Origin of the sequence: Bradyrhizobium sp. CCGUVB14 (genome assembly GCF_024199935.1) — a bacterium.
Classification (GTDB): domain Bacteria; phylum Pseudomonadota; class Alphaproteobacteria; order Rhizobiales; family Xanthobacteraceae; genus Bradyrhizobium.
Genome location: NZ_JANADS010000001.1, coordinates 5,809,889 through 5,832,499, shown reverse-complemented (window position 1 = coordinate 5,832,499; position 22,611 = coordinate 5,809,889). Strand labels below are relative to the sequence as shown.

Annotated in this window: 17 protein-coding genes and 2 tRNA genes; 10 read left to right on the top strand and 9 right to left on the bottom strand. The window is 64.2% G+C overall.

The window, feature by feature from the left end; genetic code table 11:
• A complete protein-coding gene (locus tag NLM32_RS27215; protein WP_254131896.1) occupies positions 1–612 on the top strand; it encodes a hypothetical protein in 612 nt (203 codons plus the stop codon).
• Between the two features lie 157 nt (positions 613–769).
• Here NLM32_RS27215 and NLM32_RS27210 read toward each other — a convergent pair whose 3' ends face one another.
• From NLM32_RS27210 to NLM32_RS27200, 3 genes are all read right to left on the bottom strand, one after another.
• Positions 770–1,345 carry a DUF4291 domain-containing protein gene (locus tag NLM32_RS27210; RefSeq protein ID WP_254131895.1) on the bottom strand — a complete coding sequence of 192 codons (576 nt, stop codon included), beginning with the start codon at positions 1,343–1,345 and terminating at the stop codon, positions 770–772.
• A gap of 207 nt (positions 1,346–1,552) precedes the next feature.
• A complete protein-coding gene (glnA, locus tag NLM32_RS27205; protein WP_092228756.1) occupies positions 1,553–2,962 on the bottom strand; it encodes a type I glutamate--ammonia ligase in 1,410 nt (469 codons plus the stop codon).
• 150 nt (positions 2,963–3,112) lie between these two features.
• Positions 3,113–3,451, bottom strand: a complete 339-nt coding sequence (locus tag NLM32_RS27200; RefSeq protein ID WP_007603495.1) for a P-II family nitrogen regulator — start codon at positions 3,449–3,451, stop codon at positions 3,113–3,115.
• Positions 3,452–3,830: 379 nt separating this feature from the next.
• Between NLM32_RS27200 and NLM32_RS27195 the strand changes: the two genes are divergently transcribed.
• Together NLM32_RS27195 and NLM32_RS27190 are read left to right on the top strand one after the other, a co-directional pair.
• A complete protein-coding gene (locus NLM32_RS27195) occupies positions 3,831–5,330 on the top strand; it encodes an NAD(P)H-hydrate dehydratase (RefSeq protein WP_254131894.1) in 1,500 nt (499 codons plus the stop codon).
• Positions 5,330–5,767: a GNAT family N-acetyltransferase gene (locus NLM32_RS27190; RefSeq protein WP_254131893.1), complete on the top strand. Its 438-nt coding sequence runs from the start codon at positions 5,330–5,332 to the stop codon at positions 5,765–5,767. The genes NLM32_RS27195 and NLM32_RS27190 overlap by 1 nt, the downstream gene beginning before the upstream one ends.
• Before the next feature lies 1 nt (position 5,768).
• Here NLM32_RS27190 and NLM32_RS27185 read toward each other — a convergent pair whose 3' ends face one another.
• Positions 5,769–7,085 (bottom strand): multicopper oxidase family protein, encoded by a 1,317-nt coding sequence (locus NLM32_RS27185; RefSeq protein WP_254131892.1) that lies wholly within the window; start codon positions 7,083–7,085, stop codon positions 5,769–5,771.
• Positions 7,086–7,240: 155 nt separating this feature from the next.
• On the opposite strand from NLM32_RS27185, the gene NLM32_RS27180 reads away from it, so the two are divergent.
• The 6 genes from NLM32_RS27180 to NLM32_RS27155 all read left to right on the top strand — a co-directional run bounded on the left by NLM32_RS27180 (position 7,241) and on the right by NLM32_RS27155 (position 14,725).
• Positions 7,241–7,325: transfer RNA gene (locus NLM32_RS27180), tRNA-Leu, on the top strand.
• Positions 7,326–7,505: 180 nt separating this feature from the next.
• Positions 7,506–8,864 carry a trigger factor gene (tig, locus tag NLM32_RS27175; RefSeq protein ID WP_254131891.1) on the top strand — a complete coding sequence of 453 codons (1,359 nt, stop codon included), beginning with the start codon at positions 7,506–7,508 and terminating at the stop codon, positions 8,862–8,864.
• Positions 8,865–9,145: 281 nt separating this feature from the next.
• Positions 9,146–9,781, top strand: coding sequence for an ATP-dependent Clp protease proteolytic subunit (locus tag NLM32_RS27170; protein WP_254120080.1), 636 nt, complete (start codon positions 9,146–9,148; stop codon positions 9,779–9,781).
• 449 nt (positions 9,782–10,230) lie between these two features.
• The gene (gene clpX / locus NLM32_RS27165; protein ID WP_018320118.1) at positions 10,231–11,502 is read left to right on the top strand and encodes an ATP-dependent Clp protease ATP-binding subunit ClpX; all 1,272 of its coding nucleotides are present in this window, start codon (positions 10,231–10,233) and stop codon (positions 11,500–11,502) included.
• Between the two features lie 324 nt (positions 11,503–11,826).
• Positions 11,827–14,250, top strand: a complete 2,424-nt coding sequence (lon, locus tag NLM32_RS27160) for an endopeptidase La (protein WP_254131890.1) — start codon at positions 11,827–11,829, stop codon at positions 14,248–14,250.
• Positions 14,251–14,320: 70 nt separating this feature from the next.
• Positions 14,321–14,725, top strand: coding sequence for a GFA family protein (locus tag NLM32_RS27155; protein WP_254131889.1), 405 nt, complete (start codon positions 14,321–14,323; stop codon positions 14,723–14,725).
• A gap of 140 nt (positions 14,726–14,865) precedes the next feature.
• On the opposite strand, the gene NLM32_RS27150 is transcribed toward NLM32_RS27155, so the two are convergent.
• Positions 14,866–14,942: transfer RNA gene (locus NLM32_RS27150), tRNA-Val, on the bottom strand.
• A 129-nt stretch (positions 14,943–15,071) separates the two neighbouring features.
• On the opposite strand from NLM32_RS27150, the gene NLM32_RS27145 reads away from it, so the two are divergent.
• Complete coding sequence (locus tag NLM32_RS27145) at positions 15,072–15,932, top strand: class I SAM-dependent methyltransferase (protein WP_254131888.1); 861 nt, start codon at positions 15,072–15,074, stop codon at positions 15,930–15,932.
• 204 nt (positions 15,933–16,136) lie between these two features.
• Here NLM32_RS27145 and NLM32_RS27140 read toward each other — a convergent pair whose 3' ends face one another.
• Genes NLM32_RS27140 through ihpA form a run of 4 tightly spaced genes read right to left on the bottom strand, consistent with a single transcriptional unit; the run spans position 16,137 to position 22,585 of the window.
• Complete coding sequence (locus tag NLM32_RS27140) at positions 16,137–17,123, bottom strand: cation diffusion facilitator family transporter (protein WP_254131887.1); 987 nt, start codon at positions 17,121–17,123, stop codon at positions 16,137–16,139.
• A 2-nt stretch (positions 17,124–17,125) separates the two neighbouring features.
• Complete coding sequence (locus NLM32_RS27135; protein WP_254131886.1) at positions 17,126–20,344, bottom strand: efflux RND transporter permease subunit; 3,219 nt, start codon at positions 20,342–20,344, stop codon at positions 17,126–17,128.
• The gene (gene ihpB, locus NLM32_RS27130) at positions 20,337–21,314 is read right to left on the bottom strand and encodes a divalent metal ion exporter adaptor subunit IhpB (protein ID WP_254131885.1); all 978 of its coding nucleotides are present in this window, start codon (positions 21,312–21,314) and stop codon (positions 20,337–20,339) included. Before ihpB ends, NLM32_RS27135 begins: the two co-directional genes overlap by 8 nt.
• The gene (ihpA, locus tag NLM32_RS27125; RefSeq protein WP_254131884.1) at positions 21,311–22,585 is read right to left on the bottom strand and encodes a divalent metal ion exporter subunit IhpA; all 1,275 of its coding nucleotides are present in this window, start codon (positions 22,583–22,585) and stop codon (positions 21,311–21,313) included. Before ihpA ends, ihpB begins: the two co-directional genes overlap by 4 nt.
• Between the last annotated feature and the right edge of the window lie 26 nt (positions 22,586–22,611).

Here is a 22,611-nt window from a genome sequence, read left to right as displayed (position 1 = left end):
ATGATTTGTCGATCGATCGTTGTTGTCTCGATCCTGCTCGCATTCCCCGCCATCGCCCAACCCGCCGCGCCGACCGAGGGCCCGGTCACGTGTGCATCGCCGATCGCGCCGGACGACACAGCCAAAAGCCTCATGCAACGCTACGGCAAGGAGGCGGTGATGCAGGATCTGTCGGGCGCGGAAGGTGAGACTTACAAGGGGCTGGTGTTGTTTCCGAAGGCGAGTGACCAGCGGCTCGAAGTCGCCTTCGCGGAAGACAAATCGAAGCGCGTTTCCGGCCTGATGCTGCGCGACACCGCCAGGACGAGCAAATGGAACGTCAGTGGCATCACGATCGGATCGAGTCTTTCCGACGTGCAGAAGGCCAACGGCAGGCCGTTCCTGGTGGCCGGCTTCGAGTGGGATTACGGTGGCTTCGTCACTGACTGGAAGGGTGGCGCACTCGGCCGTCCGATGCAGGGTGGCTGCACGGTGACGGTGCGTTTCGACAGGAATGCGGCCGCGCCCAAGTCGCTGCTCGGCGACGGCGTGAAGGTCCTCTCCGACAACGCGACGCTGTTGAAGTGGGCGCCGGTGGTGTCGGAGATCGGGGTGAATTTTCCGGACAAGTGAGTAACGGGCGAACTGCGCTCGCAATATCTCCGGCGGAATAAACCAATCAGTAGGAATTGCTGCGCGCCGATTTTTTCGATTCCGATTCGTTCTTTGAGAACGAAGTGGAGTCAGATGCAGAACGAAAGTTGATGGCTCCGCACCGCAAAGCTCGTCTCTACGGTACGATGACGTTGTAGACGCGCTCGGGCGGCAGTCTGGCGCCGGCCTCGTCCAGTCTATTGTTCTTCACCAGATCATGAATCGTGCGAGCAAGGTCGGTCACGTCGGTGATGTTCCGAATCCATTGTCCGACATAGAGGGGCACGGCCGCTTCGCCGAGTCCGATCTGGATGGCGCGATGGGGCAGCGCTCGAAGATGGAGATCGCGCTCCGGGTCCCACTGAATGCGTACGGGCGAATTGGTCTTCAGCCTATTCCAATCCGCCTCATTCATGGAGGGGGCGGGTTTGCTGGGACAACTATTGTCCAGGGCCCAGTGGAATCCCTCGCGGCTGATGTCGATCGCTAGAATCCGCCGCTGGCCCGCGTCCTTGTAGCTCCAGCCGCTGCGATACATCATCCAGAGAAACGACGGCTTTATCCAAGTCATACGGCTGATCTTGAAGGGCGGAGAAACGAACGTGCCCTTTGCCAGGGCGGTGTCCGCAATCTCGTCGCTATAGGCCTGGTAGACCCGTATCGTCTGATCGTCATAGACGGCTCTGATTTGCCGTTCGGGAATATTAATCATAGCTGGTCGCAATTTCTTCTGGACTCTCCCGCGCTGCCCGCAATCCGACGTTGTCCGTTGGGGAGATTATCTCTCGCCTCCAGCCTCTAGGACAACCTTAGCTCGAAGGCAATTGAAACACAGCTAGTGCTGTGAACGATGACTGCCCCAAACAAGAAAGGCGCCCCTTTCGGAGCGCCTTTTGCCTGTTGCGAAAGTTCGAGCCGCTTAGCCCGAATAGTACATGTCGAACTCGACCGGGTGCGGGGTCATTTCGAAGCGGGCGACTTCGGTCATCTTCAGCTCGATGTAAGCGTCGATGAAGTCGTCGTCGAACACGCCGCCGGCCTTGAGGAAGCCGCGGTCCTTGTCGAGGTTTTCCAGCGCCTCGCGGAGCGAACCGCACACGGTCGGGATCTGCTTCAGCTCTTCCTTCGGCAGGTCGTAGAGGTCCTTGTCCATCGCCGGACCCGGATCGATCTTGTTCTTGATGCCGTCGAGGCCGGCCATCAGCATCGCGGCGAAGCCGAGATAGGGATTGGCGAGCGGATCGGGGAAACGCACCTCGACGCGCTTGGCCTTCGGCGAAGCGGTGTAGGGGATGCGGCAGGAGGCCGAGCGGTTGCGCGCGGAGTAGGCGAGCAGCACGGGCGCCTCATAGCCCGGGACCAGACGCTTGTAGGAGTTGGTCGACGGGTTGGTGAAGGCGTTGATCGCCTTGGCGTGCTTGATGATGCCACCGATGTAGTGGAGGCAGGTCTCCGACAGGTCGGCGTACTTGTTGCCGGCGAACACCGGCTTGCCGTCCTTCCAGATCGACTGGTGCACATGCATGCCCGAGCCGTTGTCGCCATAGACGGGCTTCGGCATGAAGGTGGCGGTCTTGCCGTAGATGTGGGCGACCTGGTGGATGCAGTACTTGTAGATCTGCATGTGGTCGGCCATCAGCGTCAGCGTGTCGAACTTCATGCCGAGCTCGTGCTGGGCGGAAGCGACCTCGTGGTGATGCTTCTCGACCTTCACGCCCATCTTGGCCATGGCGCCGAGCATTTCGGAGCGCATGTCCTGCACCGAGTCCTGCGGCGGGACGGGGAAGTAGCCGCCCTTGGTGCGGATGCGGTGGCCGAGATTGCCGCCTTCATATTCGGTGTCGGAGTTGGTCGGCAGCTCCGAGGAATCGACGCGGAAGCCGGTGTTGTAGGGGCCCGACGAGAAGCGGACGTCGTCGAACACGAAGAACTCGGCTTCGGGGCCGACGAACACGCTGTCGCCCACGCCCATCGACTTCACCATGGCCTCGGCCTTCTTGGCGATGCCGCGGGGGTCGCGGTTGTAGGGCTCGCCGGTGGTCGGTTCGAGCACGTCGCAGGTGATGACCATGGTGGTTTCGGCGAAGAACGGATCGATCGTCGCGGTCACCGGATCGGGCATCAGGCACATATCGGACTCGTTGATCGCCTTCCAACCGGCGATCGAGGAGCCGTCGAACATCGTTCCTTCGGCGAAAATGTCCTCATCGATCATGCTGACGTCGAACGTCACGTGCTGCCACTTGCCGCGCGGATCGGTGAAGCGCAGGTCGACGTACTTGACGTCGTTGTCCTTGATCGATTTCAGGACGTCTTTGGCGGTCTTCATGCATACCCCTTTTGGCTCTGCGGGTCGGTTTCCAGATGAGCAGATTCGTTCTCGCTTTCGGCGAGTTGGCGCAACCGCACAAACGAAATCAGGCCGCCGAAGCAGCCTTTTTTCTTTCAGAGTGTCGCAAAATTCGGGATAGCACCCGGCTCAGATAGCGTCCAGCCCGGATTCGCCGGTTCGGATGCGGATCGCCTCTTCGATATTGGAGACGAAGATCTTGCCGTCGCCGATGCGCCCGGTTTGCGCGGCACGGCGGATCGCGTCGATCGCGCGCTCGACCAGGTCGTCGCCGATCACGATCTCGATCTTCACCTTGGGCAGGAAGTCGACGATGTATTCTGCGCCGCGGTAGAGTTCGGCGTGGCCCTTCTGCCGGCCAAAGCCCTTGGCCTCGGTCACGGTGATGCCCTGGAGGCCGACTTCCTGAAGCGCTTCCTTCACCTCGTCGAGCTTGAACGGCTTGATGATGGCTTCGATTTTCTTCACTGCGCGCCTCCCGGCCTTTCGATCTAATAGCAACGTCTTCGTCAGGATGCGCTTTTCTTAACGCACGATCTTGTCTTCGCTATGCCGGGACCTGACCAGCCCGGCAACAACGGCCGGCCACACCCAGAAAATGCCAGTGAGCACGACGAACCGAAGCGACTTCCTCGAAAGCAGGGTCTATGCCAAGTTGCAAATGCCCTGATTACTGGAGCGTTATCAGCCTTTTAACGAGCATCTCTGATAGGTGGAGCCGACCGGCTCAAAATACCGCAGACTACGAAATAGGCAAACGGTTCAATATCTGTGCAGATCGTTGTTCCGTTGCCTGGATCGGCATGAAACGTGCCTGTTGAAAAGGCGTTTGGACCAGGGAAGTGGCATGGAAGTTCTAACCACCGCCGAAATGCAGCGCGCTGATCAACTCAGCATCACTGCCGGCACGCCCGGCTTCAAGCTGATGCTGAGCGCGGGCCAGGCGGTCGCGGAGGCCGCCAACGCACTGGTGGAGGAGGGGCCAATCCTGATCGTTGCCGGCCCCGGCAACAATGGCGGTGACGGTTTTGTCGCAGCCGCGGAGCTCGCCGCGCAGGGGCGCGAGGTCTCCATCATCCTGATGTGCGAGCGCGATCAGCTGCAGGGCGACGCAGCCTCCGCCGCGCGCGGCTGGAAGCAGCCGGTGCTGCCGTTTAATCCGCAGGCGATCGGAAAGCCGGCGCTGATCATCGATGCGCTGTTCGGCGCGGGCCTCAGCCGTCCCGTCGACGGCGAGGCACGCGCGATGATCGAGGCGATCAATGCCAATGGCGCGCCGGTGCTGGCGGTCGATCTGCCGAGCGGCATCAACGGCACCAGCGCGGCCGTGCTGGGCGTCGCGGTGAATGCCGCCGAGACCGTCACGTTCTTTCGCAAGAAGCCCGCGCATTTGCTGCTGCCGGGTCGCATGCATTGCGGCCGCGTGCGCGTCGCCGACATCGGCATCGACGCGCAGGTGCTCGACGAGATCGCACCGCAGCTGTTCGAGAACGATCCGGATTTCTGGGGCGCCGCCTTTCCGGTACCGCGCATCGACGGCCATAAATACGCGCGTGGCCATGTGCTGGCGCTCTCCGGCGATGCGGCCGCGACCGGGGCTGCGCGGCTCGCCGCCCGCGGCGCCTTGCGGGCCGGCGCTGGCCTCGTGACGCTCGCGACCCCGCGCGATGCGCTCGCGATCAATGCGGCCGCACTGACCGCCGTGATGGTGCGTCCCGTCGACGCCGTGGTTGAGTTCGGCGAGCTGCTCGCCGACAAACGCTACAATACCTGCATGATCGGTCCCGGCGCCGGCGTCGGTGCGCGCACCTGCGACATGGTTCACACCGCGATCTCGGCGCAGCGCCATGTAGTGCTCGACGCGGATGCGTTGACGAGCTTTGCCGCCAATCCCGAGCGGCTGTTTGAATCGATCAAGTCCGCGGCTGAGGCCGAGGTGGTGCTGACGCCGCATGAGGGCGAGTTTCCGCGGCTGTTTTCCGACCTCAGCAACAAGACTCCGGGTCGCTCGAAGCTCGAGCGGGTGCGCGCTGCCGCGGAACGCTCCGGCGCCGTCGTGCTCCTGAAGGGCCCCGACACCACGATCGCCGCCCCGGACGGCCGCGCCACCATCGCCGCCAACGCGCCGCCCTGGCTCGCCACCGCCGGCGCCGGCGACGTGCTCGCCGGCATCATCTCGGGTCTCCTGGCGCAGGGTGTGCCGGCGTTCGAGGCCGCCAGCATCGGCGTCTGGATGCATGGTGAGGCGGCAAGCGAAGCGGGGCCCGGACTGATCGCCGAAGACCTCACCGAGACGCTGCCGGCCGTGCATCGGCGGATCTACGGCGCGCTCGGGATCGAATACTGATGCTTCGGCCGCTCGCGCTCCCCGACATGGGCGCGGCGGCGCGGGTCCATCGGGCCGCGTTTGACCAAGCGATGCCGTGGCTCACCGGGCTGCATACGCCCGACGAGGATCACTGGTTCTATCGCGAGCGAATCCTTCCGACTTGCCGCGTGTGGGGACGCTTCGACGGCGATGAGCTGAGCGGGATCATCGCCTTCCGTGACGGCTGGATCGAGCAGCTCTACGTGCTTCCCGCTTTCCATGGACGCGGCATCGGCACGGAACTGCTCGACATCGCCAAGGGCGCCAGCGAGCGGCTCGAGCTCTGGACCTTCCAGCGCAACGCTCCGGCGCGCCGCTTCTATGAGGCGCGCGGGTTTAGGATGGTCGAGGCGACCGACGGGGCGCGTAACGAGGAGAGGGAGCCGGACGCCCGCTACGTCTGGGAGCGCGCCTAGCTCACTCCACCCCATACCACCGCACCAGCCGCGGCGCGGCCCAATCGGTGACGACGGATTCGATCAGCCATCGTCCCGGCGAGGTCGCGGCGAAGGCGATGCGCTGGGTCTGGCCGGGCTCGATGGCGAGCGTGTCGAGCCAGTAGGGCTTCCAGCCGTCGTCGAGCCGGTCGAGCAGGCGGAAATGGTGGCCGTGCAGGTGGAAGACGGTGGTCGCAGGGCCGGAGTTCTTCACCGCCAGCACGACGGTCCGGCCGGTCTTGGCGCGGAAGGCAGGCGCCGAGGCAGTGGAGAAATTGGCCGTCCGGGCCCAGCCGGCGTCGACGGGGCCGAGCGCGACATCGAACCGCAGGGCGCCCCTCAGATCGAGTTTTTCGGGAAGGTCGTTCGAAGGCAGCGGCTGCGGCGCGGGGAGCGGGGTGCGCCGTTCCAGTTTGCCGGAAACGGCGAGGCGCCCGATCGGGCGCGCCTCGTTGCCGTCATGCAGCACCAACGCGGCCGATGTGGCCGCATCCACAAAGGCATCGGCGCGCGCGCCGGGGGCGAGCACCAGGGCGCCGTTGCGGGCCGGGAAGGGCTCGGCCGGTTGACCGTCCAGCGCCATCACCTGGACCTCGTGGCTTTCCAATTTGATTGCCAGAACAGAGCGTTGCGAGCCGTTGATGAAGCGCAGCCGCAGCCGTTCGCCCGCTGAGGCTGAGAGTTCGAATGAAGTGCGTCCGTTCAGCGTGTAGAGCGGGGTAGTGTCCTTGGGATTCCGGCCCGGCGGAAGCGCGGTGCCGTCCGGCTTCACGCGCCATTCCTCGATCAGCAGGACCTCGTCGCGGTCGGTGGCGACGGGGCTCGTCTCCGCGGCGATGATCGGGAGCGGGCGTACCGGCTGGTTCAGGCGGTCCTCAAAGAGACGGAAGTTGGCCAGCAAGGTTCCCGCGTTTGGTATTGAAATAATTGATGTTTCGGTCGAGCCCGGTGCGGTGGGCGCCCGTCCCGCCAACGGGTCCGGTACGGGGGTGCCATCGAGGCCGTACCAGGCTGGGGCAAGCGGCACAGGCAGGTCGTTCCGAAACACCACCTCGCAGCGGTCGCCGCGCTTGAAACGCACATTCCCGATGTGGCTTGCGGCGGCCAGCTCCCAGATCGGTGTAGCCGGCTGACCCGGCCTCAGAGCCAGCGTGGCCGGCCTTGCCTGAAGGGCGACCTGGGCGGTCGGAAGCGGGCCCGCACCGCCGGCCATCAGGCCGGCGGCCGAGGCCCCCAGGGAGGTGCCAATTCCGGCCAAAACCTCGCGCCGGTTCAGGTCAAAAATCCGCGGTGTCATAGGCGCGATCCGGACCATGCCGCGCTGGATAAGTCCAGCCATCGTGCCTACTTGGAGAGTGCCTCCATCAGGCCATTTTTTTGCTGCGAACAATCGGGCACATGCTATAAGCCCGGCCGCCCGCGGCATCGCGGCCGGTCTTGATGCAAATTTACGCGGGCGTGGCGGAACTGGTAGACGCGCTGGATTTAGGTTCCAGTGACGAAAGTTGTGGGGGTTCGAGTCCCTCCGCCCGCACCAAGCGCTTTCAGCGTTTGCACGGATTACTGAGGGGCCTCGCTCCGCGCGGATGTTTTTCCGCATGGAGCCGGGCTCGATGAACCACCGGTGTTGAGGCGTTTGCCTCGCGCCGGATCGATTAATGACAGCGTCCCGACGCGGGAAGCGTGCCGGGACCGAACGGGAAGAAGATTGGACGCCATGCAGGTCACAGAAACCCTCTCGGAAGGCTTGAAGCACGAGTTCAAGATCAGCGTTCCCGCGTCTGATCTCGACGCCAAGGCTGGTGCCAAGCTCGTCGACCTCAAGGACAAGGTTCGCCTCAACGGCTTCCGTCCCGGCAAGGTGCCGGTCGGCCACCTCAAGAAGGTCTATGGCCGTTCGGTGATGGCCGAGACCATCGACCAGACCATCCGCGACACCAACACCCAGCTGTTCTCCGAGCGCGGCTTCAAGCTCGCGACCGAGCCGAAGATCACCATGCCGACCGAACAGGCCGAGGTCGAGGAGCTGCTGTCGGGCAAGTCCGACCTGACCTACACGGTCGCAATCGAAGTGGTGCCCGCGATCGCGCTCGCCGACTTCAAGACCTTCCAGGTCGAGAAGCCCGTCGCTGACGTGTCCGATTCGGACGTCGACGAGGCGATCAAGCGCATCGCCGACACCAACCGCGGCTATGCCGACAAGGGTGAGGGCGCCAAGGCTGCCTCCGGCGACCGCGTCACCATCAACTTCAAGGGCACCATCAACGGCGAGGCCTTCGAGGGCGGCACCGGCGAGGGCATCCAGGTTGCGATCGGATCCAACACCTTCATCCCGGGCTTCGAGGAGCAGCTGATCGGCATCGGCGCGAACGAGACGCGCACGCTGAAGGTGTCGTTCCCCAAGAACTACATGAGCGAGAAGCTCGCCGGCCAGCCGGCCGAGTTCGAGACCACCGCGACGCTGATCGAGGCACCGCAGGATCTCACCATCGACGACGAGTTCGCCAAGACGCTCGGCCTGGAATCGCTGGACAAGCTCAAGGAAGCCGCGCGCGAGCGGTTGGTTGCCGAATACGCCGGTGCGACGCGCCAGCGCGTCAAGCGCGCGCTGCTCGACCGTCTCGACGAGGCGCATCGCTTCGAGGCGCCGCCCTCGCTCGTCGACGAGGAGTTCAATCTGATGTGGAACTCGGTCAAGGCCGAGATGGATTCCGCCGGCAAGACCTTTGCCGACGAGGATACCACCGAGGACAAGGCCAAGGAGGAGTACCGCAAGATCGCCGACCGCCGCGTGCGTCTCGGTCTCGTGCTCTCCGAGATCGGCGAGAAGAACAAGATCACCGTGACCGACGACGAGGTCGGCCGTGCCGTGATCGAGCGTGCGCGCTCGATGCCGGGCCGCGAGAAGGAAGTCTGGGACTATTACCGCAGCAATGCCCAGGCGCTGGCCCAGCTTCGCGCACCGATCTACGAGGACAAGGTCGTCGACTTCATCCTCGAGCTCGCCAACGTGACCGAGAAGAAGGTCTCGCGCGAGGATCTGTACAAGGACGACGAGGAAAAGACTGCAGCCTGAAGGCGTTGAGACAGTCTTCTATTAAGGATGATCGGCGAAGGGACCCAGCTAGCCAGATGGCCGGCTGGGCCTTTTTGCGAGAATCAGCTTCAAGTGCCCGGTAGATTAAGCCTTAATTCGTTCCGCACTTGTCTCGCGCGAATTGGGCTATATCTGTCGGTGCACCCTGTACCCAAGCGTTCTACTTGCAAGCGTTCCTGTTCTACCAACTTCCTGCATCACGGGACGTCCATCGGCCTTCCGGCAAGAGTGGCGGCGTCCTCCGAAAACCTAGGTGACTCATGCGCGATCCGGTTGAAACCTACATGAACCTCGTGCCCATGGTGGTCGAGCAGACCAACCGTGGCGAGCGCGCCTACGACATTTTCTCGCGCCTGCTGAAAGAGCGCATCATCTTCGTGACCGGACCGGTCGAGGACGGCATGTCGACGCTGATCGTCGCGCAGCTCCTGTTCCTCGAAGCGGAAAATCCGAAGAAGGAAATCTCGATGTACATCAACTCGCCGGGTGGCGTGGTGACGTCGGGCCTTGCGATCTACGACACCATGCAGTTCATCCGTCCGCCGGTTTCGACGCTGTGCACGGGCCAGGCCGCTTCGATGGGCTCGCTGCTGCTCTGCGCCGGTGAGAAGGACATGCGCTTCTCGCTGCCGAACGCGCGCATCATGGTGCATCAGCCCTCCGGCGGCTTCCAGGGCCAGGCCACCGACATCATGCTGCACGCTCAGGAAATCCTGAACCTGAAGAAGCGACTCAACGAGATCTACGTGAAGCACACCGGCCAGACCTACAAGACGATCGAGGACGCGCTGGAACGCGACAAGTTCCTGACCGCCAACGACGCCAAGGAGTTTGGTCTGGTCGACAAGGTCATCGACAAGCGCGCCGAAGAGGCCGCAGCAGCGAAGACCCCGTAGCACTCGCGGGACCGCAACAGCGATCCCCGGAGTGAGCGGGGATCGTCAGCACCGTGTTCACGTTAAGGACGCGTTGGCACGGGCGCAAAATCCAGTTTTGCGCCCTGCGGCAGGCAGAAAGTTCCGCTTTCGTGCTCGTTTTTTCGTGGTAATCCAGCAACGCTGGGGTGATTTCGGTCACTTCGCCCGTGCCAAGACGTGAAATCACGGTATTGTCACGGGTAGCCAGCGAGCCCCCGATTAGCGAATTCTTGATAGTCGGGTGACAGCATGGTTGGCTACGATTGATCGGCTATGATCGCGGAGAATCGAGTGACCGTGATTCGCACGGGATGTAACGCGTAGGGTCTTTTTTGGTACGGAATTTGCTCTATTTGAATCCCTTACCCGCCAACGTTTCGGGATGGGACGATCGAGCGGACGGGATCGAACCGCGGACGGAGACATGAATGAGTAAGGTCGGCACGAGCGACTCCAAGAACACGCTATATTGCTCGTTCTGCGGCAAGAGCCAGCACGAAGTCCGCAAACTGATCGCGGGTCCCACGGTCTTCATTTGCGATGAGTGCGTCGAGCTCTGCATGGACATCATCCGCGAGGAAAACAAATCCTCGCTGGTCAAGTCGCGCGACGGGATTCCGACGCCGAAGGAAATCTGCAAGGTTCTCGACGATTACGTCATCGGTCAGAGCCATGCGAAGAAGGTCCTGTCGGTCGCGGTGCACAACCACTACAAGCGCCTCAACCACCAGACCAAGCACAACGACGTCGAGCTCGCGAAGTCGAACATCCTGCTGATCGGTCCGACCGGTTCGGGCAAGACGCTGCTCGCGCAGACGCTCGCGCGCATCCTGGACGTGCCGTTCACGATGGCGGATGCGACGACGCTGACCGAAGCCGGCTATGTCGGTGAGGACGTCGAGAACATCATCCTGAAGCTGCTCCAGGCCGCCGACTACAATGTCGAGCGCGCCCAGCGCGGCATCGTCTACATCGACGAAATCGACAAGATCAGCCGCAAGTCCGACAATCCCTCGATCACGCGCGACGTGTCGGGTGAGGGCGTGCAGCAGGCGCTGCTGAAGATCATGGAAGGCACGGTGGCTTCGGTCCCGCCGCAGGGCGGCCGCAAGCATCCCCAGCAGGAATTCCTGCAGGTGGATACCACCAACATCCTGTTCATCTGCGGCGGTGCGTTCGCTGGCCTCGAGAAGATCATCTCTGCGCGCGGTCGGTCGACCTCGATCGGTTTCGCCGCCCAGGTGATGGCGCCGGAAGACCGCCGCACCGGCGAGATCTTCCGTCACGTCGAGCCTGAGGATCTCTTGAAGTACGGCCTCATCCCTGAGTTCGTCGGCCGTCTGCCGGTCGTGGCGACGCTCGAGGATCTGGACGAGACCTCGCTGAAGAAGATCCTGACCGAGCCGAAGAACGCGCTGGTGAAGCAGTACCAGCGGCTGTTCGAGATGGAGAACATCGAGCTGACCTTCGCCGACGAGGCGCTTGGCGCGGTTGCCCGCAAGGCGATCGAGCGCAAGACCGGCGCGCGTGGTCTGCGTTCGATCCTCGAAGCGATCCTGCTCGAGACGATGTTCGACCTGCCGGGCCTGGAAGGTGTGGAAGAAGTCGTGATTTCCCGCGAAGTCGTGGAAGGAACGGCGCGTCCGCTCTACATCTACGCCGATCGGTCCGATCGTGCCGTCGAGAACGCCAGCGCCTGATTTTGCGGCGCTGGAACGCTCCAAACGTCTTTCATAGTAGCGGCTGCGGAATGCTTTCCGCAGCCGGTGTTGCGTCGCTTACCCTAGTGCGTAAGCGCCTGATGGCGCGTGTTTTTCAATGACTTGACACCCCCCGGGTCGATAGCCACCTAATGTCGGCGGCGAGCGAGAATTCTGTTCAAGATTCGCCTCAGTTCCGATCCGGCAAGCCCGGTCCAACCTTCAAATGGTAGGCTGGTTTTGTGGATCACCTCGGCACCTTGTGGCGGTTGCGCATAAGAGAAGCGGGCTGCGTGCGAGGGGGCAAAGCAAAAGGAAAAGGCCATGACTAATCCAAAACCCCGGCCAACCATTGTCCATGGTGAGACGCACGCTTATCCCGTGTTGCCGCTGCGCGATATCGTCGTCTTCCCGCACATGATCGTTCCGCTCTTCGTCGGTCGCGAGAAGTCGATCCGCGCGCTCGAAGAGGTGATGAAGAACGACGCGCTGATCATGCTCGCGACGCAGAAGAACGCGTCCGACGATGATCCGGCGCCCGATGCCATTTACGAGACCGGTACGCTCGCAAGCGTGCTGCAGCTCTTGAAGCTTCCCGACGGCACCGTGAAGGTGTTGGTCGAAGGGCTCGAGCGTGCGCGCGTGCAGAAGTACACCGATCGCGCCGACTATTACGAAGCCACCGCCGTCGCGCTCGCCGACACCGATGCGAAGTCGGTCGAGGCGGAAGCCTTGGCGCGTTCGGTCGTGTCCGACTTCGAGAGCTACGTGAAGCTCAACAAGAAGATCTCGGCCGAGGTCGTCGGCGTCGTGCAGGCGATCACCGACTTCGCCAAGCTCGCCGACACCGTTGCTTCTCATCTTGCTGTCAAGATCGCGGATCGCCAGGGCATCCTGGAGACGCTGTCCGTTACCACGCGCCTGGAGAAGGTGCTCGGCCTGATGGAGAGCGAGATCTCGGTGCTGCAGGTCGAGAAGCGGATTCGTTCTCGGGTCAAACGACAAATGGAGAAGACCCAGCGCGAGTATTATCTCAACGAGCAGATGAAGGCGATCCAGAAGGAACTCGGCGACGACGATGGTCGCGACGAGCTCGCCGATCTCGAAGAGAAGATCTCCAAGACCAAGCTCTCCAAGGAAGCGCGCGAGAAGGCGCAGCATGAATTGAAGAAGCTGCGCCAGATGTCGCCGATGTCCGCGGAAGCGACCGTCGTGCGCAACTATCTGGATTGGCTGCTGTCGATCCCGTGGAACAAGAAGTCCAAGGTGAAGAAGGATCTGGAATCGGCGCAGGCCATTCTGGACTCCGATCACTACGGGCTCGAGAAGGTCAAGGAACGTATCGTCGAGTATCTCGCGGTGCAGTCGCGCGCCAACAAGCTGACGGGCCCGATCCTGTGCCTCGTCGGACCTCCCGGCGTCGGCAAGACCTCGCTCGGCAAGTCGATCGCGAAGGCGACCGGCCGCGAGTTTGTGCGCGTGTCGCTCGGCGGCGTGCGTGATGAGGCCGAGATCCGCGGTCACCGCCGCACCTATATCGGCTCGATGCCCGGCAAAATCATCCAGTCGATGCGGAAGGCGAAGTCGTCCAATCCGCTGTTCCTGCTGGACGAGATCGACAAGATGGGCGCCGATTTCCGCGGCGATCCGTCCTCGGCCTTGCTTGAGGTTCTCGACCCCGAGCAGAACGGGACGTTTGCCGACCACTATCTGGAGGTCGACTACGATCTGTCGAACGTCATGTTCATCACGACCGCGAATACGCTCAATATTCCCGGCCCGCTGATGGACCGCATGGAGATCATCCGGATCGCGGGTTACACCGAGAACGAGAAGGTCGAGATCGCGCGCAAGCATCTGATCCCGACCGCGGTGTCCAAGCATGGCCTGGACTCCAAGGAGTTCTCGATCGACGACGACGCGCTGCTGCTTCTGATTCGCCGCTACACCCGCGAAGCGGGTGTGCGTAACCTGGAGCGTGAGCTCTCCACACTGGCCCGCAAGGCGGTGAAGGAGCTGATGATCTCCAAGAAGAAGTCGGTCAAGGTCACCGAGAAGACTCTGGAAGAGTTGCTCGGCGTGCCGAAGTACCGCTTCGGCGAGATCGAGAGCGAGCCGCAGGTCGGTATCGTCACCGGCCTTGCCTGGACCGATGTCGGCGGCGAGCTGCTGACCATCGAAGGCGTCATGATGCCCGGCAAGGGCAAGATGACGGTCACGGGCAACCTGCGCGACGTCATGAAGGAATCGATCTCGGCGGCGGCGTCCTACGTCCGCTCCCGTGCGATCACCTACGGCATCGAGCCGCCGCTGTTCGACCGGCGCGACATCCACGTGCACGTGCCGGAAGGCGCGACGCCGAAGGACGGTCCGTCGGCGGGCGTGGCGATGGCCACCGCGATCATCTCGGTCATGACCGGCATTCCGGTCCGCCACGATGTCGCGATGACCGGCGAGATCACGCTGCGCGGCCGCGTGCTGCCGATCGGCGGTCTGAAGGAGAAGCTGTTGGCCGCGGCCCGCGGCGGCATCAAGACGGTGCTGATCCCCGAGGACAACGCCAAGGATCTCACGGAGATTTCCGATGCGATCAAGGGCGGCATGGAGATCATCCCGGTCTCCCGTCTCGACGACGTCATCGCCAAGGCACTGGTGAAGAAGCCCGTGCCGATCGTCTGGGAAGAGGACACCAAGGTGACGGTGAAGCCCGATGGCGACGAAGCCGCCGGCGGCCTGACCGCGCACTGAGATCGCAATTCGAAAAGATGATAAAACGGCGCCTTCGGGCGCCGTTTTTGTTTTGGGGAAGGGGAATGCGATGCAGGTCGATGGTCACTGTCATTGCGGGCAGATCACCTTCGAGGCCGAGGTCGACCCCGAGGCGGTCTCGGTTTGTCATTGCCGCGACTGCCAGACCCTGACGGGGTCGCCATTCCGGGTGACCGCGATCTACACCGCCGCCGACGTGAAGCTCACCGCCGGCACGCCGAAGGTCTACGGCAAGCGCGGCGACAACGGCCGGACGCGCTTCCAGCACTTCTGTGCCGATTGCGGTTCCCCGCTGTTCACCAGCGGCGAGGGCGACCAGGCCGACGATTGGGGCATCCGCTGGGGATCTATCCGCCAGCGCGACAAATTGCGACCCGTCAGGCAGATCTGGTGCCAGTCGGCCGCGGTATGGATCGATGCGGTGCCGCTGCTGCCGGGCCGGCCGGGAGATTGAGGGGGCTTTGCTTGGCCGTAGCTTGCCGCTCAAAGCCCGCCTTCGCCCGTTGGGCTTCGGCGCGGCAGCCTTCGCTCGCTTCGCGCCAATAAGGTCAATGGCTGCCTTGCCGAGCCGAAGCTCGCGAAGCGAGCGAAGGCTGGTGGGCGGTCACGGATTCGAACCGCGGACCCTCTCGGTGTAAACGAGATGCTCTAACCAGCTGAGCTAACCGCCCCACGGCGCCTCTTTAGCGCCCCCGTGGGTGTCGGAGCAAGAGGCGGCCGCATGCCAAACCGCGCTCATTTGACCGCTTGATGGGCCTCCGGCGTGGTATCACCCGCCTGCAAAAATGACAGAGGCCCCAATGGAACAGCCCAGCGGACACGAGCAAAACGCCGACCAGATTGCCTATTGGAACGGCCCGAGCGGCCAGCGCTGGGCCGACCGGCACTCAGCGCAGGAGAGCCTGCTCGGACCGATCGCCGATGTGCTGATCGACCGCGCGAAGCCGAAGCCGGGCGAACGCGTTCTCGATGTCGGCTGCGGTTCGGGGGCGACGACCTTTGCATTCGCGAAAGCTGTCGCGCCAAATGGCTTTGCGCTCGGCCTCGACGTCTCCGATCCGATGCTGTCGCAGGCCCGTGCGTTTGCACCGAAGGGCTTGCCGCTGGATTTCGTGCTGGCGGATGCAACGGTGCATCCGTTCGAGCCGGCGAGCTTTGATCTGCTCGCCTCACGCTTTGGCGTGATGTTCTTTGCCGATCCGATTGCGTCCTTCACCAACCTCCACCGCGCGCTGAAACCGACAGGGCGGCTCGCCTTCGTCTGCTGGCGCGAGCCGAAGGAAAATCCGTGGATGATGGCGCCGCTGATGGCGGTCTACAAACACGTTCCCAAAATGCCGCCGGTCGGGCCGGAAGAGCCGGGCCCGTTCGCCTTCGCCTCGGAGGAACGCGTGACGCGCATCCTGAAAGGCGCCGGCTTCGTCGACGTGGCGATGGAGCCGCATAACCTTCCGATGGACATCGCCATCGGCGGTGGGCTCGATGCCGCCGTCGATGGCTCGCTCCAGATCGGCCCCGCCAGCCGCGCGCTGCAAGGCCATCCGCCGGAGACGTACGCGGCGGCGAAGGCCTCGATCCGCGAGACGCTTGCGCCGTTCCTGAAGGGGCAGAGCGTCGCACTTCCGGGTGCGATCTGGATCGTGACGGCGAAGGCAGAGTAGGCGTCGCCACACACTCGGTGTCGTCCCGGCGAACGCCGGGACCCATAACCACAGGGAGTGGTTGTGGCGCGAGCTGACAACTCCGAGTCTTCGTAAAACCGCTTCCTGTGGTTCTCGCGACGAGCGCAAGCGCTCGCGCGGGGGTCCCGGATCTGCGCTTCGCTTGTCCGGGACGACAGCGGAGTTTGGCGCCCGACGCAGACCCTACACCACATCGTCCGGCGCCAGCGCGCAGCCATTGTCCGGGTGCGTCTCGACCTGGAGCGTGGTGTGGCCGATGCGGAAGCTGGTCTTCAGCAGCTGCGCGGTCTCCATCAGGAACGCATCGACGGTGCCTGCGGGCATGACGAGATGGCAGGTCAGCGCGGTCTCGGTGGTCGAGATCGGCCAGACGTGGAGATCGTGGATCGCCGAGACACCCGGGCGCGCGAGCAGGAATGCTTTGATCGCAACGAGGTCGGTGCCCTTCGGCGCCGCCGCCATCGACATGTCGATGGAGCCGCGCAGCAGGCTGGTCGTGCCCCACAGGATGCTGGCGCAGATGACGAGGCTGGTGACGGGGTCGAGCCAGAGCCAGCCGGTCCAGATGATCAGCGCCGCCGAGATCACGACGCCGAGCGAGACCGCGGCGTCGGCGGCCATGTGCAGGTACGCGCCTTCGATGTTGATGTCGTCCTTGCGGCCGCTGGCGAACAGCAAGGCGGTGAAGCCGTTGATGAGGATGCCGATGCCGGCGACCACCATCACGGTGACGCCCGCGACCGGCGCGGGCTCGCGCAGCCGCAGGATCGCTTCCCAGCCGATCGCGCCGGTGGCGACCAGCAGGAACACGGCGTTCGCCAGCGCCGCCAGAATGGTGGAGGCGCGGAAGCCATAGGTGAAGCGGCCGCTCGGCGCGCGCCGCGCCGCGATCGAGGCGCCCCAGGCCACGATGAGGCCGAGCACGTCGGACAGATTGTGGCCGGCGTCCGCAAGCAGGGCGGTGGAGTTGCCGAGATAGCCGTAAATGGCCTCGGCCACGACCAGCGCGGTGTTGAGCGTGATGCCGATCGCGAACGCCTTGCCGAAATTGGCGGGCGCATGGACATGCGCATGGCCAAGACCATGATCATGGCTGTGGTCGTGACCATGATCATGCGAATGGCCGGCATGATCGTGGTGGTGATGACCGTGATGGTCGTGGCTGCCCAAACCTAGCGCTCCCGGGAAATCGCCAAATCAGGCGCCATTGTAGGCGTTTCGCCCGTCGCGTCACGCCGGAACAGTACGTAGAGCGCCGGCAGCACGAGCAGCGTCAGCACCGTCGAGGAGATGATGCCGCCGATCACGACGGTCGCGAGCGGCCGCTGCACTTCGGCGCCAGCGCCGGTCGCAAGCGCCATCGGCACGAAGCCGAGCGAGGCCACCACCGCGGTCATCAGCACCGGACGCAGCCGCGTCAGCGCGCCCTCGCGCACGGCCTCGGCGATCGGGCGCCCCTCGCTGCGGAGACGCTCGATGAAGGCGATGATGACGAGGCCGTTGAGCACGGCGACGCCCGACAGTGCGATGAAGCCGACGCCGGCGCTGATCGAGAGCGGGATCCCGCGCAGCAGCAGCGCGGCGACGCCGCCGGTGAGGGCCAGCGGCACGCCGGAGAACACCAGCGCCGCGTCCGCCGCCGATCCCATGCCCATGAACAGCAGCAGGAACACCAGCGCGAGCGCCACCGGCACGACGATGGTCAGCCGCTTGGTCGCCGAGACCAGCTGCTCGAACTGGCCACCCCAGCCGATCCAGTAGCCCGGCGGCAGCTTGACCTTCTCCGCGACGGCGGCTTGTGCCTCGGCGACGAAGGATCGCAAATCGCGCCCGCGAACATTGGCCATGACAACCACGCGGCGCTTGCCGTTCTCGCGGCTGATTTGATTGGGGCCGGGCGTCGCATCGACGGTGGCAACCGACGAAAGCGGCACATAGCGCATCTGGGCGAGGGGAGAAGCGGACAGCGCGGTTCGAATGGCGGTGCTGGATGGGGCTTCCTCGCTCGGCGGCAGCGGGATCGGAATCGCCCTGATCGCATCGAGATTGCCGCGCAGGTGCTCCGGCAGGCGCACCACGATCTCGAAGCGCCGGTCGCCCTCGAACAGTTTGCCGGCCGACTTGCCACCGACCGCGATCTCGACGATGCCCTGCACCTCGCCGATGCTGAGGCCATAGCGGGCCAGCGCCTGGCGATCGAGCTTGACGGTGAGGATCGGCAGGCCGGAGACCTGCTCGATCTTGACGTCGCTGGCGCCGCGAATGCCGCGGATCGCGGCCTCCACCTGTTTGGCGGCGCCCTGCAGGATGTCGAGGTCGTCACCAAACACCTTGATGCCGACATCGCTGCGCACGCCGGAGATCAGTTCGTTGACGCGGAGCTGAACGGGCTGGGAGATTTCATAGGCGCTGCCGGGAATGTCGTCGGCAGCCTTGTCGATAGCCTCGACCACCTCGGATTTCGGCTTGAGCGGATCCGGCCATTCAGCGCGCGGCTTGAGCATGATGTAGCCGTCGGTCTGCGCCGGCGACATCGGGTCGGTCGCGACCTCCGCCGTTCCGATGCGGGTGAAGAACTCCTTCACTTCAGGAACCTGCGTGACGCGCTTTTCCAGCGCCTTTTGCAGGTCCAGCGACTGCGTCAGGCTGGTGCCGGGAATCCGGATCGAGGCCAGTGCGACATCGCCTTCGTCAAGGCTCGGGATGAACTCGCCGCCCATGCGCGAGGCGGCGACGCCACTTGCGACGACGATCACGGCGGCCACGACGGCAACCGCGACGCGATTGTCGATGGCGAGGCGGAGTAGGGGAAGATAGGCCCGTTTGGCCATCCGCATGAACAGGTTCTCGTGCTCGGACACTTTTCCGGTCACGAAGATCGCCACCGCCGCCGGCACGAAGGTGATGGAGAACAGCGCGGCGGCGCCCAGCGCCATCAGCACGGTCAGCGCCATCGGCGTGAACATCTTGCCCTCGACGCCGGTCAGCGTCAGGACGGGCAGATAGACCACGGCGATGATCAGCGTTCCGAACAGGCTCGGCTTGATGACCTCGCTCGATCCGCGCAGGATCGTGCGCAGCCGTTCGGAGGTGGAGAGCAGCCCGCCTTTCTCGCGTTGCGCCTCGGCGAGCATGCGCAGGCAATTCTCGACAATGATCACGGCGCCGTCGACGATGATGCCGAAGTCGATCGCGCCGAGGCTCATCAAATTGGCACTCACCCTGGTCTCGACCATGCCGGTGACCGTCATGGCCATGGACAGCGGAATGACGCAGGCCACCACGAGCGCGGCGCGGATGTTGCCGAGGATCAGGAACAGCACGGCCACCACCAGCGCCGCGCCTTCGAGAAGATTGTTCTCGACCGTGCGGATGGTTGCTTCGACCAGATGGGTGCGGTCGTAGACGGTGCGCGTGACCACGCCCTCGGGCAGCGATTTGGCGATGTCCGCAAGACGGGCGGCGACGCCGGTCGCCACCGCGCGGCTGTTCTCGCCGATCAGCAGCATGGCGGTGCCGAGCACGGTCTCCTCGCCGTCACGCGTCGCTGCGCCCGTGCGCAGGTCGCGGCCTTCGGTCACGACGGCGACGTCCCTGATCCTGACCGGATTGCCGCCGCGCGAGCCGATGACGATGTCCCGGATCTCACTGATATTGCCGACCTGGCCCGGGGAGCGAACCAGATATTGCTCGCCGTTGCGCTCGATATAGCCGGCGCCGACATTGGCATTGTTGGCCGCGAGCGCCGCCATGACGTCGCGGAAGCCGAGGCGGTAGGCCATCAGCTTGCCGGGGTCCGGCAGCACGTGAAACTGCCGCTCGAAGCCGCCGATGGTGTTGACCTCGATGACCCCCGGCACGTTGCGAAGCTGCGGCCGGATGATCCAGTCCTGCACGGTGCGCAAATCCGTCAGCGAATAGTCGTGGCCGCCCTGGGTCTTCGCGCCGGCCTTCGCCTCGACAGTGTACATGAAGATCTCGCCGAGCCCGGTCGAGACCGGGCCCATCGCGACCTCGACGCCGGCCGGGAGCTGGTCCTTCACCTGCTGGATGCGCTCGCCGACCAGCTGACGGGCAAAATAGATGTCGGTGCCGTCCTTGAAGACCACCGTCACCTGGCTGAGGCCATAGCGCGACAGCGAGCGCGTATAGTCGAGCTTGGGCAGGCCACCCATCGCGGTCTCGACCGGGAAGGTGATGCGCTGCTCGGTCTCCAGCGGCGAATAGCCGGGCGCGCGGGTGTTGATCTGGACCTGGACGTTGGTGATATCCGGCACGGCATCGATCGGAAGCCGCTGGAAATTCCAGGCGCCGAAGGCTGTGGCCCCGAGTGCGAGCAGGAGCACGAGCCAGCGATGCTTCAGCGAGACGGCGATCAGGCGCTCAATCATGTTCGGCCTCGCCCTTGCCCATCTCGGCCTTCACGACAAAGCTGTTTTCGGCGACGTAGTGCTCGCCGGCTGTGAGGCCCGCCTTGATCTCGATGAATTGCGGATCGGAATCCCCAAGCTCCACCGGGCGCGCTTCGATCTTGTCGCTGTCCTCGCGGACGAACACGATGGTCCTGTTTTCCAATGTCTGGATCGCGCTGCGGCGCACGGCCACCGCGACGTTGCGGGCGGCGAGGATCAGCCGCGCGGTGACGAACAGTCCAGGGCGCAAGCGCCCGTCGGGATTTTGCAGCACCACGCGGGCGAGCGCGGTCTGGGTCTCGCTCGAGCCCACGGGTGCGATGTAGGAGATCGTGCCCTTGATCTCGCCGCGGCCGTCGTCGGGATCGATCAGCACCTCGTCCTTGAGGCGGACACGCTTGAGGTCCTGCCGATAGATCGAGAGATCGACCCAGATGGTCGAGAGGTCGGCGACGACGAAGGCCGGCTTCTGCTCGGAGGCGTATTCGCCGAGCGAGATCTGCCGTTCGATGATGGTGCCGGCGATCGGTGCCTTCAGCTCGTAGACGGTGAGGCTCTGGTTGCTCTCGATGCTGGCGAGCAAATCGTCCTTGCCGACCTTGTCGCCGATGCGTTTCTGGATCGATTTTGCGAGGCCCGGAAAGCGCGGCGTGACTTGCACGACGGCCTCCTGGTTGGCGCGCAAGATGCCGTTGAAGGAGAGCGTATCGGTCAACGTGGCGCTTGCGGCTTCCGCCAGGATCACGCCGGCTGCGGCGAGCTTGACGTCGGAGATGCGGATGCGGTCGGCGCCATGCTCGTCCTGCTCGACATGGTCGCTCGGCTTCTTCTGTTCGGAATGCTCGGCATGGTCGGTGTGCGCGACCTTGGACGGTCCGAGCCGCGAATAGCCGTACGCACCGAGCGCGGCGGCAAGGATGGCGACAAAGATGGTGGACGACGTCTTCATCGTGCGCTCTCCCGGGCCAGCGCAAAGGGATTGCCGACGAGGCCTTCGATGGTCGCAACGCCGGCATGGAAGTTCTGCAGCGCCTCCTGTTCGCGCAAGCGCGCCTGGGCGACACTGGCCTGGGCGTCGAGCACTTCGAGCAGGCTGAAGCGGCCCTGGCCGTAGCCTTGCGAGATCGCCTCGGAGGCTTCAGTCGCCTTCGGGATCGCGGTCTCGCGCAGCACCGCGAGTTCGCGCAGCGAGCCCTGCAGCGAGTCGTAAGCGCGGCCCGCGATTACGATCAGCGTGTTGCGGTTGGCCTCGCGCTCGGCGCGGGTCTTGGCGAGGCTCTCCTGCGCCGAGAGGATGTTGCCCTGGTTCTGGTCGAACACGGGGATGGGCACCGAGACGGAGAGGCGCACGGCATCGTCATTGGTCTCGTTGAAATGGCGCCAGCCGGCCGCGATCCGCACGTCAGGGTAGGGTCTCAGCCGCGCCATCAACAGCTCGGCGTTTCGTTGCGCATAGACCGCGGTCCAGCGCACCAGCTGCGGATTGGCATCGATCGCGGCGACGACCGACTGGAACGTCGGTGGCTTGCCCATGGTGTCGAGCCGGCCGGAGACCTCGCCGAATTTCGCGGCGGGATCGCCCATCAGCACCGCCAGCTCGCGCCGGGCGCTTGCCAGCGTCGCCTTGAAGCGCTCGCGGTCGGCCTTGACCAGGGCGGACGCGACCTCGGCACGGCCGGTCTCGGCCGGCGAGGAGGCGCCGGCCTCGACGCGGCGGCGCAACAGCGGCGTGAGCTTGTCGATCGCTGCAATCTGCTCGTCCAGGATCTGAATGCGCCGTTGCGCGCCGAGCACGCCGAGGAAGGCAATCGCCGTCTCCGACAGCACCTCCAGCCTGATCGCCTTGCGCTGGATCGCCGCGACCTCGATGCCGGCGACGCCAGCCGCGATCCGAGCGTCGCGCTTGCCGAACAGTTCAAAAGCCTGGCTGATCTGGAGCGTGGTCTCGGCCGATTTGGTGCCGCGATAGATGCCGGAGCCGAACGAATTGTCCTGCTCATAGGACAGTTCCGGATTGAGCAGGGCACCGGCCTGGATGCGCTGGCCCGTGGCGATGCCGACATCGCGCTCCGCCGCCGTCAGGCGCGGGCTCGCGGCCAGCGCGCGCGACAGCGCGGCGCGCATCGTCAGCGTCTGGGCGTGGGCGTGTTGGGTCAGCCAGGGGCTGACCAAAATCGCCATCGCGCACGCAAGGCGCGCGGCAGTTCGTCTGCAAGACATGAAGGTGACCTGTGAACAAAAGCATC

What these genes read in the sequence shown, in the direction of transcription:
- NLM32_RS27215 (WP_254131896.1), top strand. Translation starts at nt 1, where the DNA reads ATGATTTGTCGATCGATCGTTGTTGTCTCGATCCTGCTCGCATTCCCC.
- NLM32_RS27135 (WP_254131886.1), bottom strand. Translation starts at nt 20,344, where the DNA reads ATGATTGAGCGCCTGATCGCCGTCTCGCTGAAGCATCGCTGGCTCGTG.
- ihpA (WP_254131884.1), bottom strand. Translation starts at nt 22,585, where the DNA reads ATGTCTTGCAGACGAACTGCCGCGCGCCTTGCGTGCGCGATGGCGATT.
- NLM32_RS27195 (WP_254131894.1), top strand. Translation starts at nt 3,831, where the DNA reads ATGGAAGTTCTAACCACCGCCGAAATGCAGCGCGCTGATCAACTCAGC.
- lon (WP_254131890.1), top strand. Translation starts at nt 11,827, where the DNA reads ATGACTAATCCAAAACCCCGGCCAACCATTGTCCATGGTGAGACGCAC.
- NLM32_RS27185 (WP_254131892.1), bottom strand. Translation starts at nt 7,085, where the DNA reads ATGACACCGCGGATTTTTGACCTGAACCGGCGCGAGGTTTTGGCCGGA.
- NLM32_RS27145 (WP_254131888.1), top strand. Translation starts at nt 15,072, where the DNA reads ATGGAACAGCCCAGCGGACACGAGCAAAACGCCGACCAGATTGCCTAT.
- NLM32_RS27170 (WP_254120080.1), top strand. Translation starts at nt 9,146, where the DNA reads ATGCGCGATCCGGTTGAAACCTACATGAACCTCGTGCCCATGGTGGTC.
- NLM32_RS27190 (WP_254131893.1), top strand. Translation starts at nt 5,330, where the DNA reads ATGCTTCGGCCGCTCGCGCTCCCCGACATGGGCGCGGCGGCGCGGGTC.
- tig (WP_254131891.1), top strand. Translation starts at nt 7,506, where the DNA reads ATGCAGGTCACAGAAACCCTCTCGGAAGGCTTGAAGCACGAGTTCAAG.
- clpX (WP_018320118.1), top strand. Translation starts at nt 10,231, where the DNA reads ATGAGTAAGGTCGGCACGAGCGACTCCAAGAACACGCTATATTGCTCG.
- NLM32_RS27210 (WP_254131895.1), bottom strand. Translation starts at nt 1,345, where the DNA reads ATGATTAATATTCCCGAACGGCAAATCAGAGCCGTCTATGACGATCAG.
- NLM32_RS27155 (WP_254131889.1), top strand. Translation starts at nt 14,321, where the DNA reads ATGCAGGTCGATGGTCACTGTCATTGCGGGCAGATCACCTTCGAGGCC.
- glnA (WP_092228756.1), bottom strand. Translation starts at nt 2,962, where the DNA reads ATGAAGACCGCCAAAGACGTCCTGAAATCGATCAAGGACAACGACGTC.
- ihpB (WP_254131885.1), bottom strand. Translation starts at nt 21,314, where the DNA reads ATGAAGACGTCGTCCACCATCTTTGTCGCCATCCTTGCCGCCGCGCTC.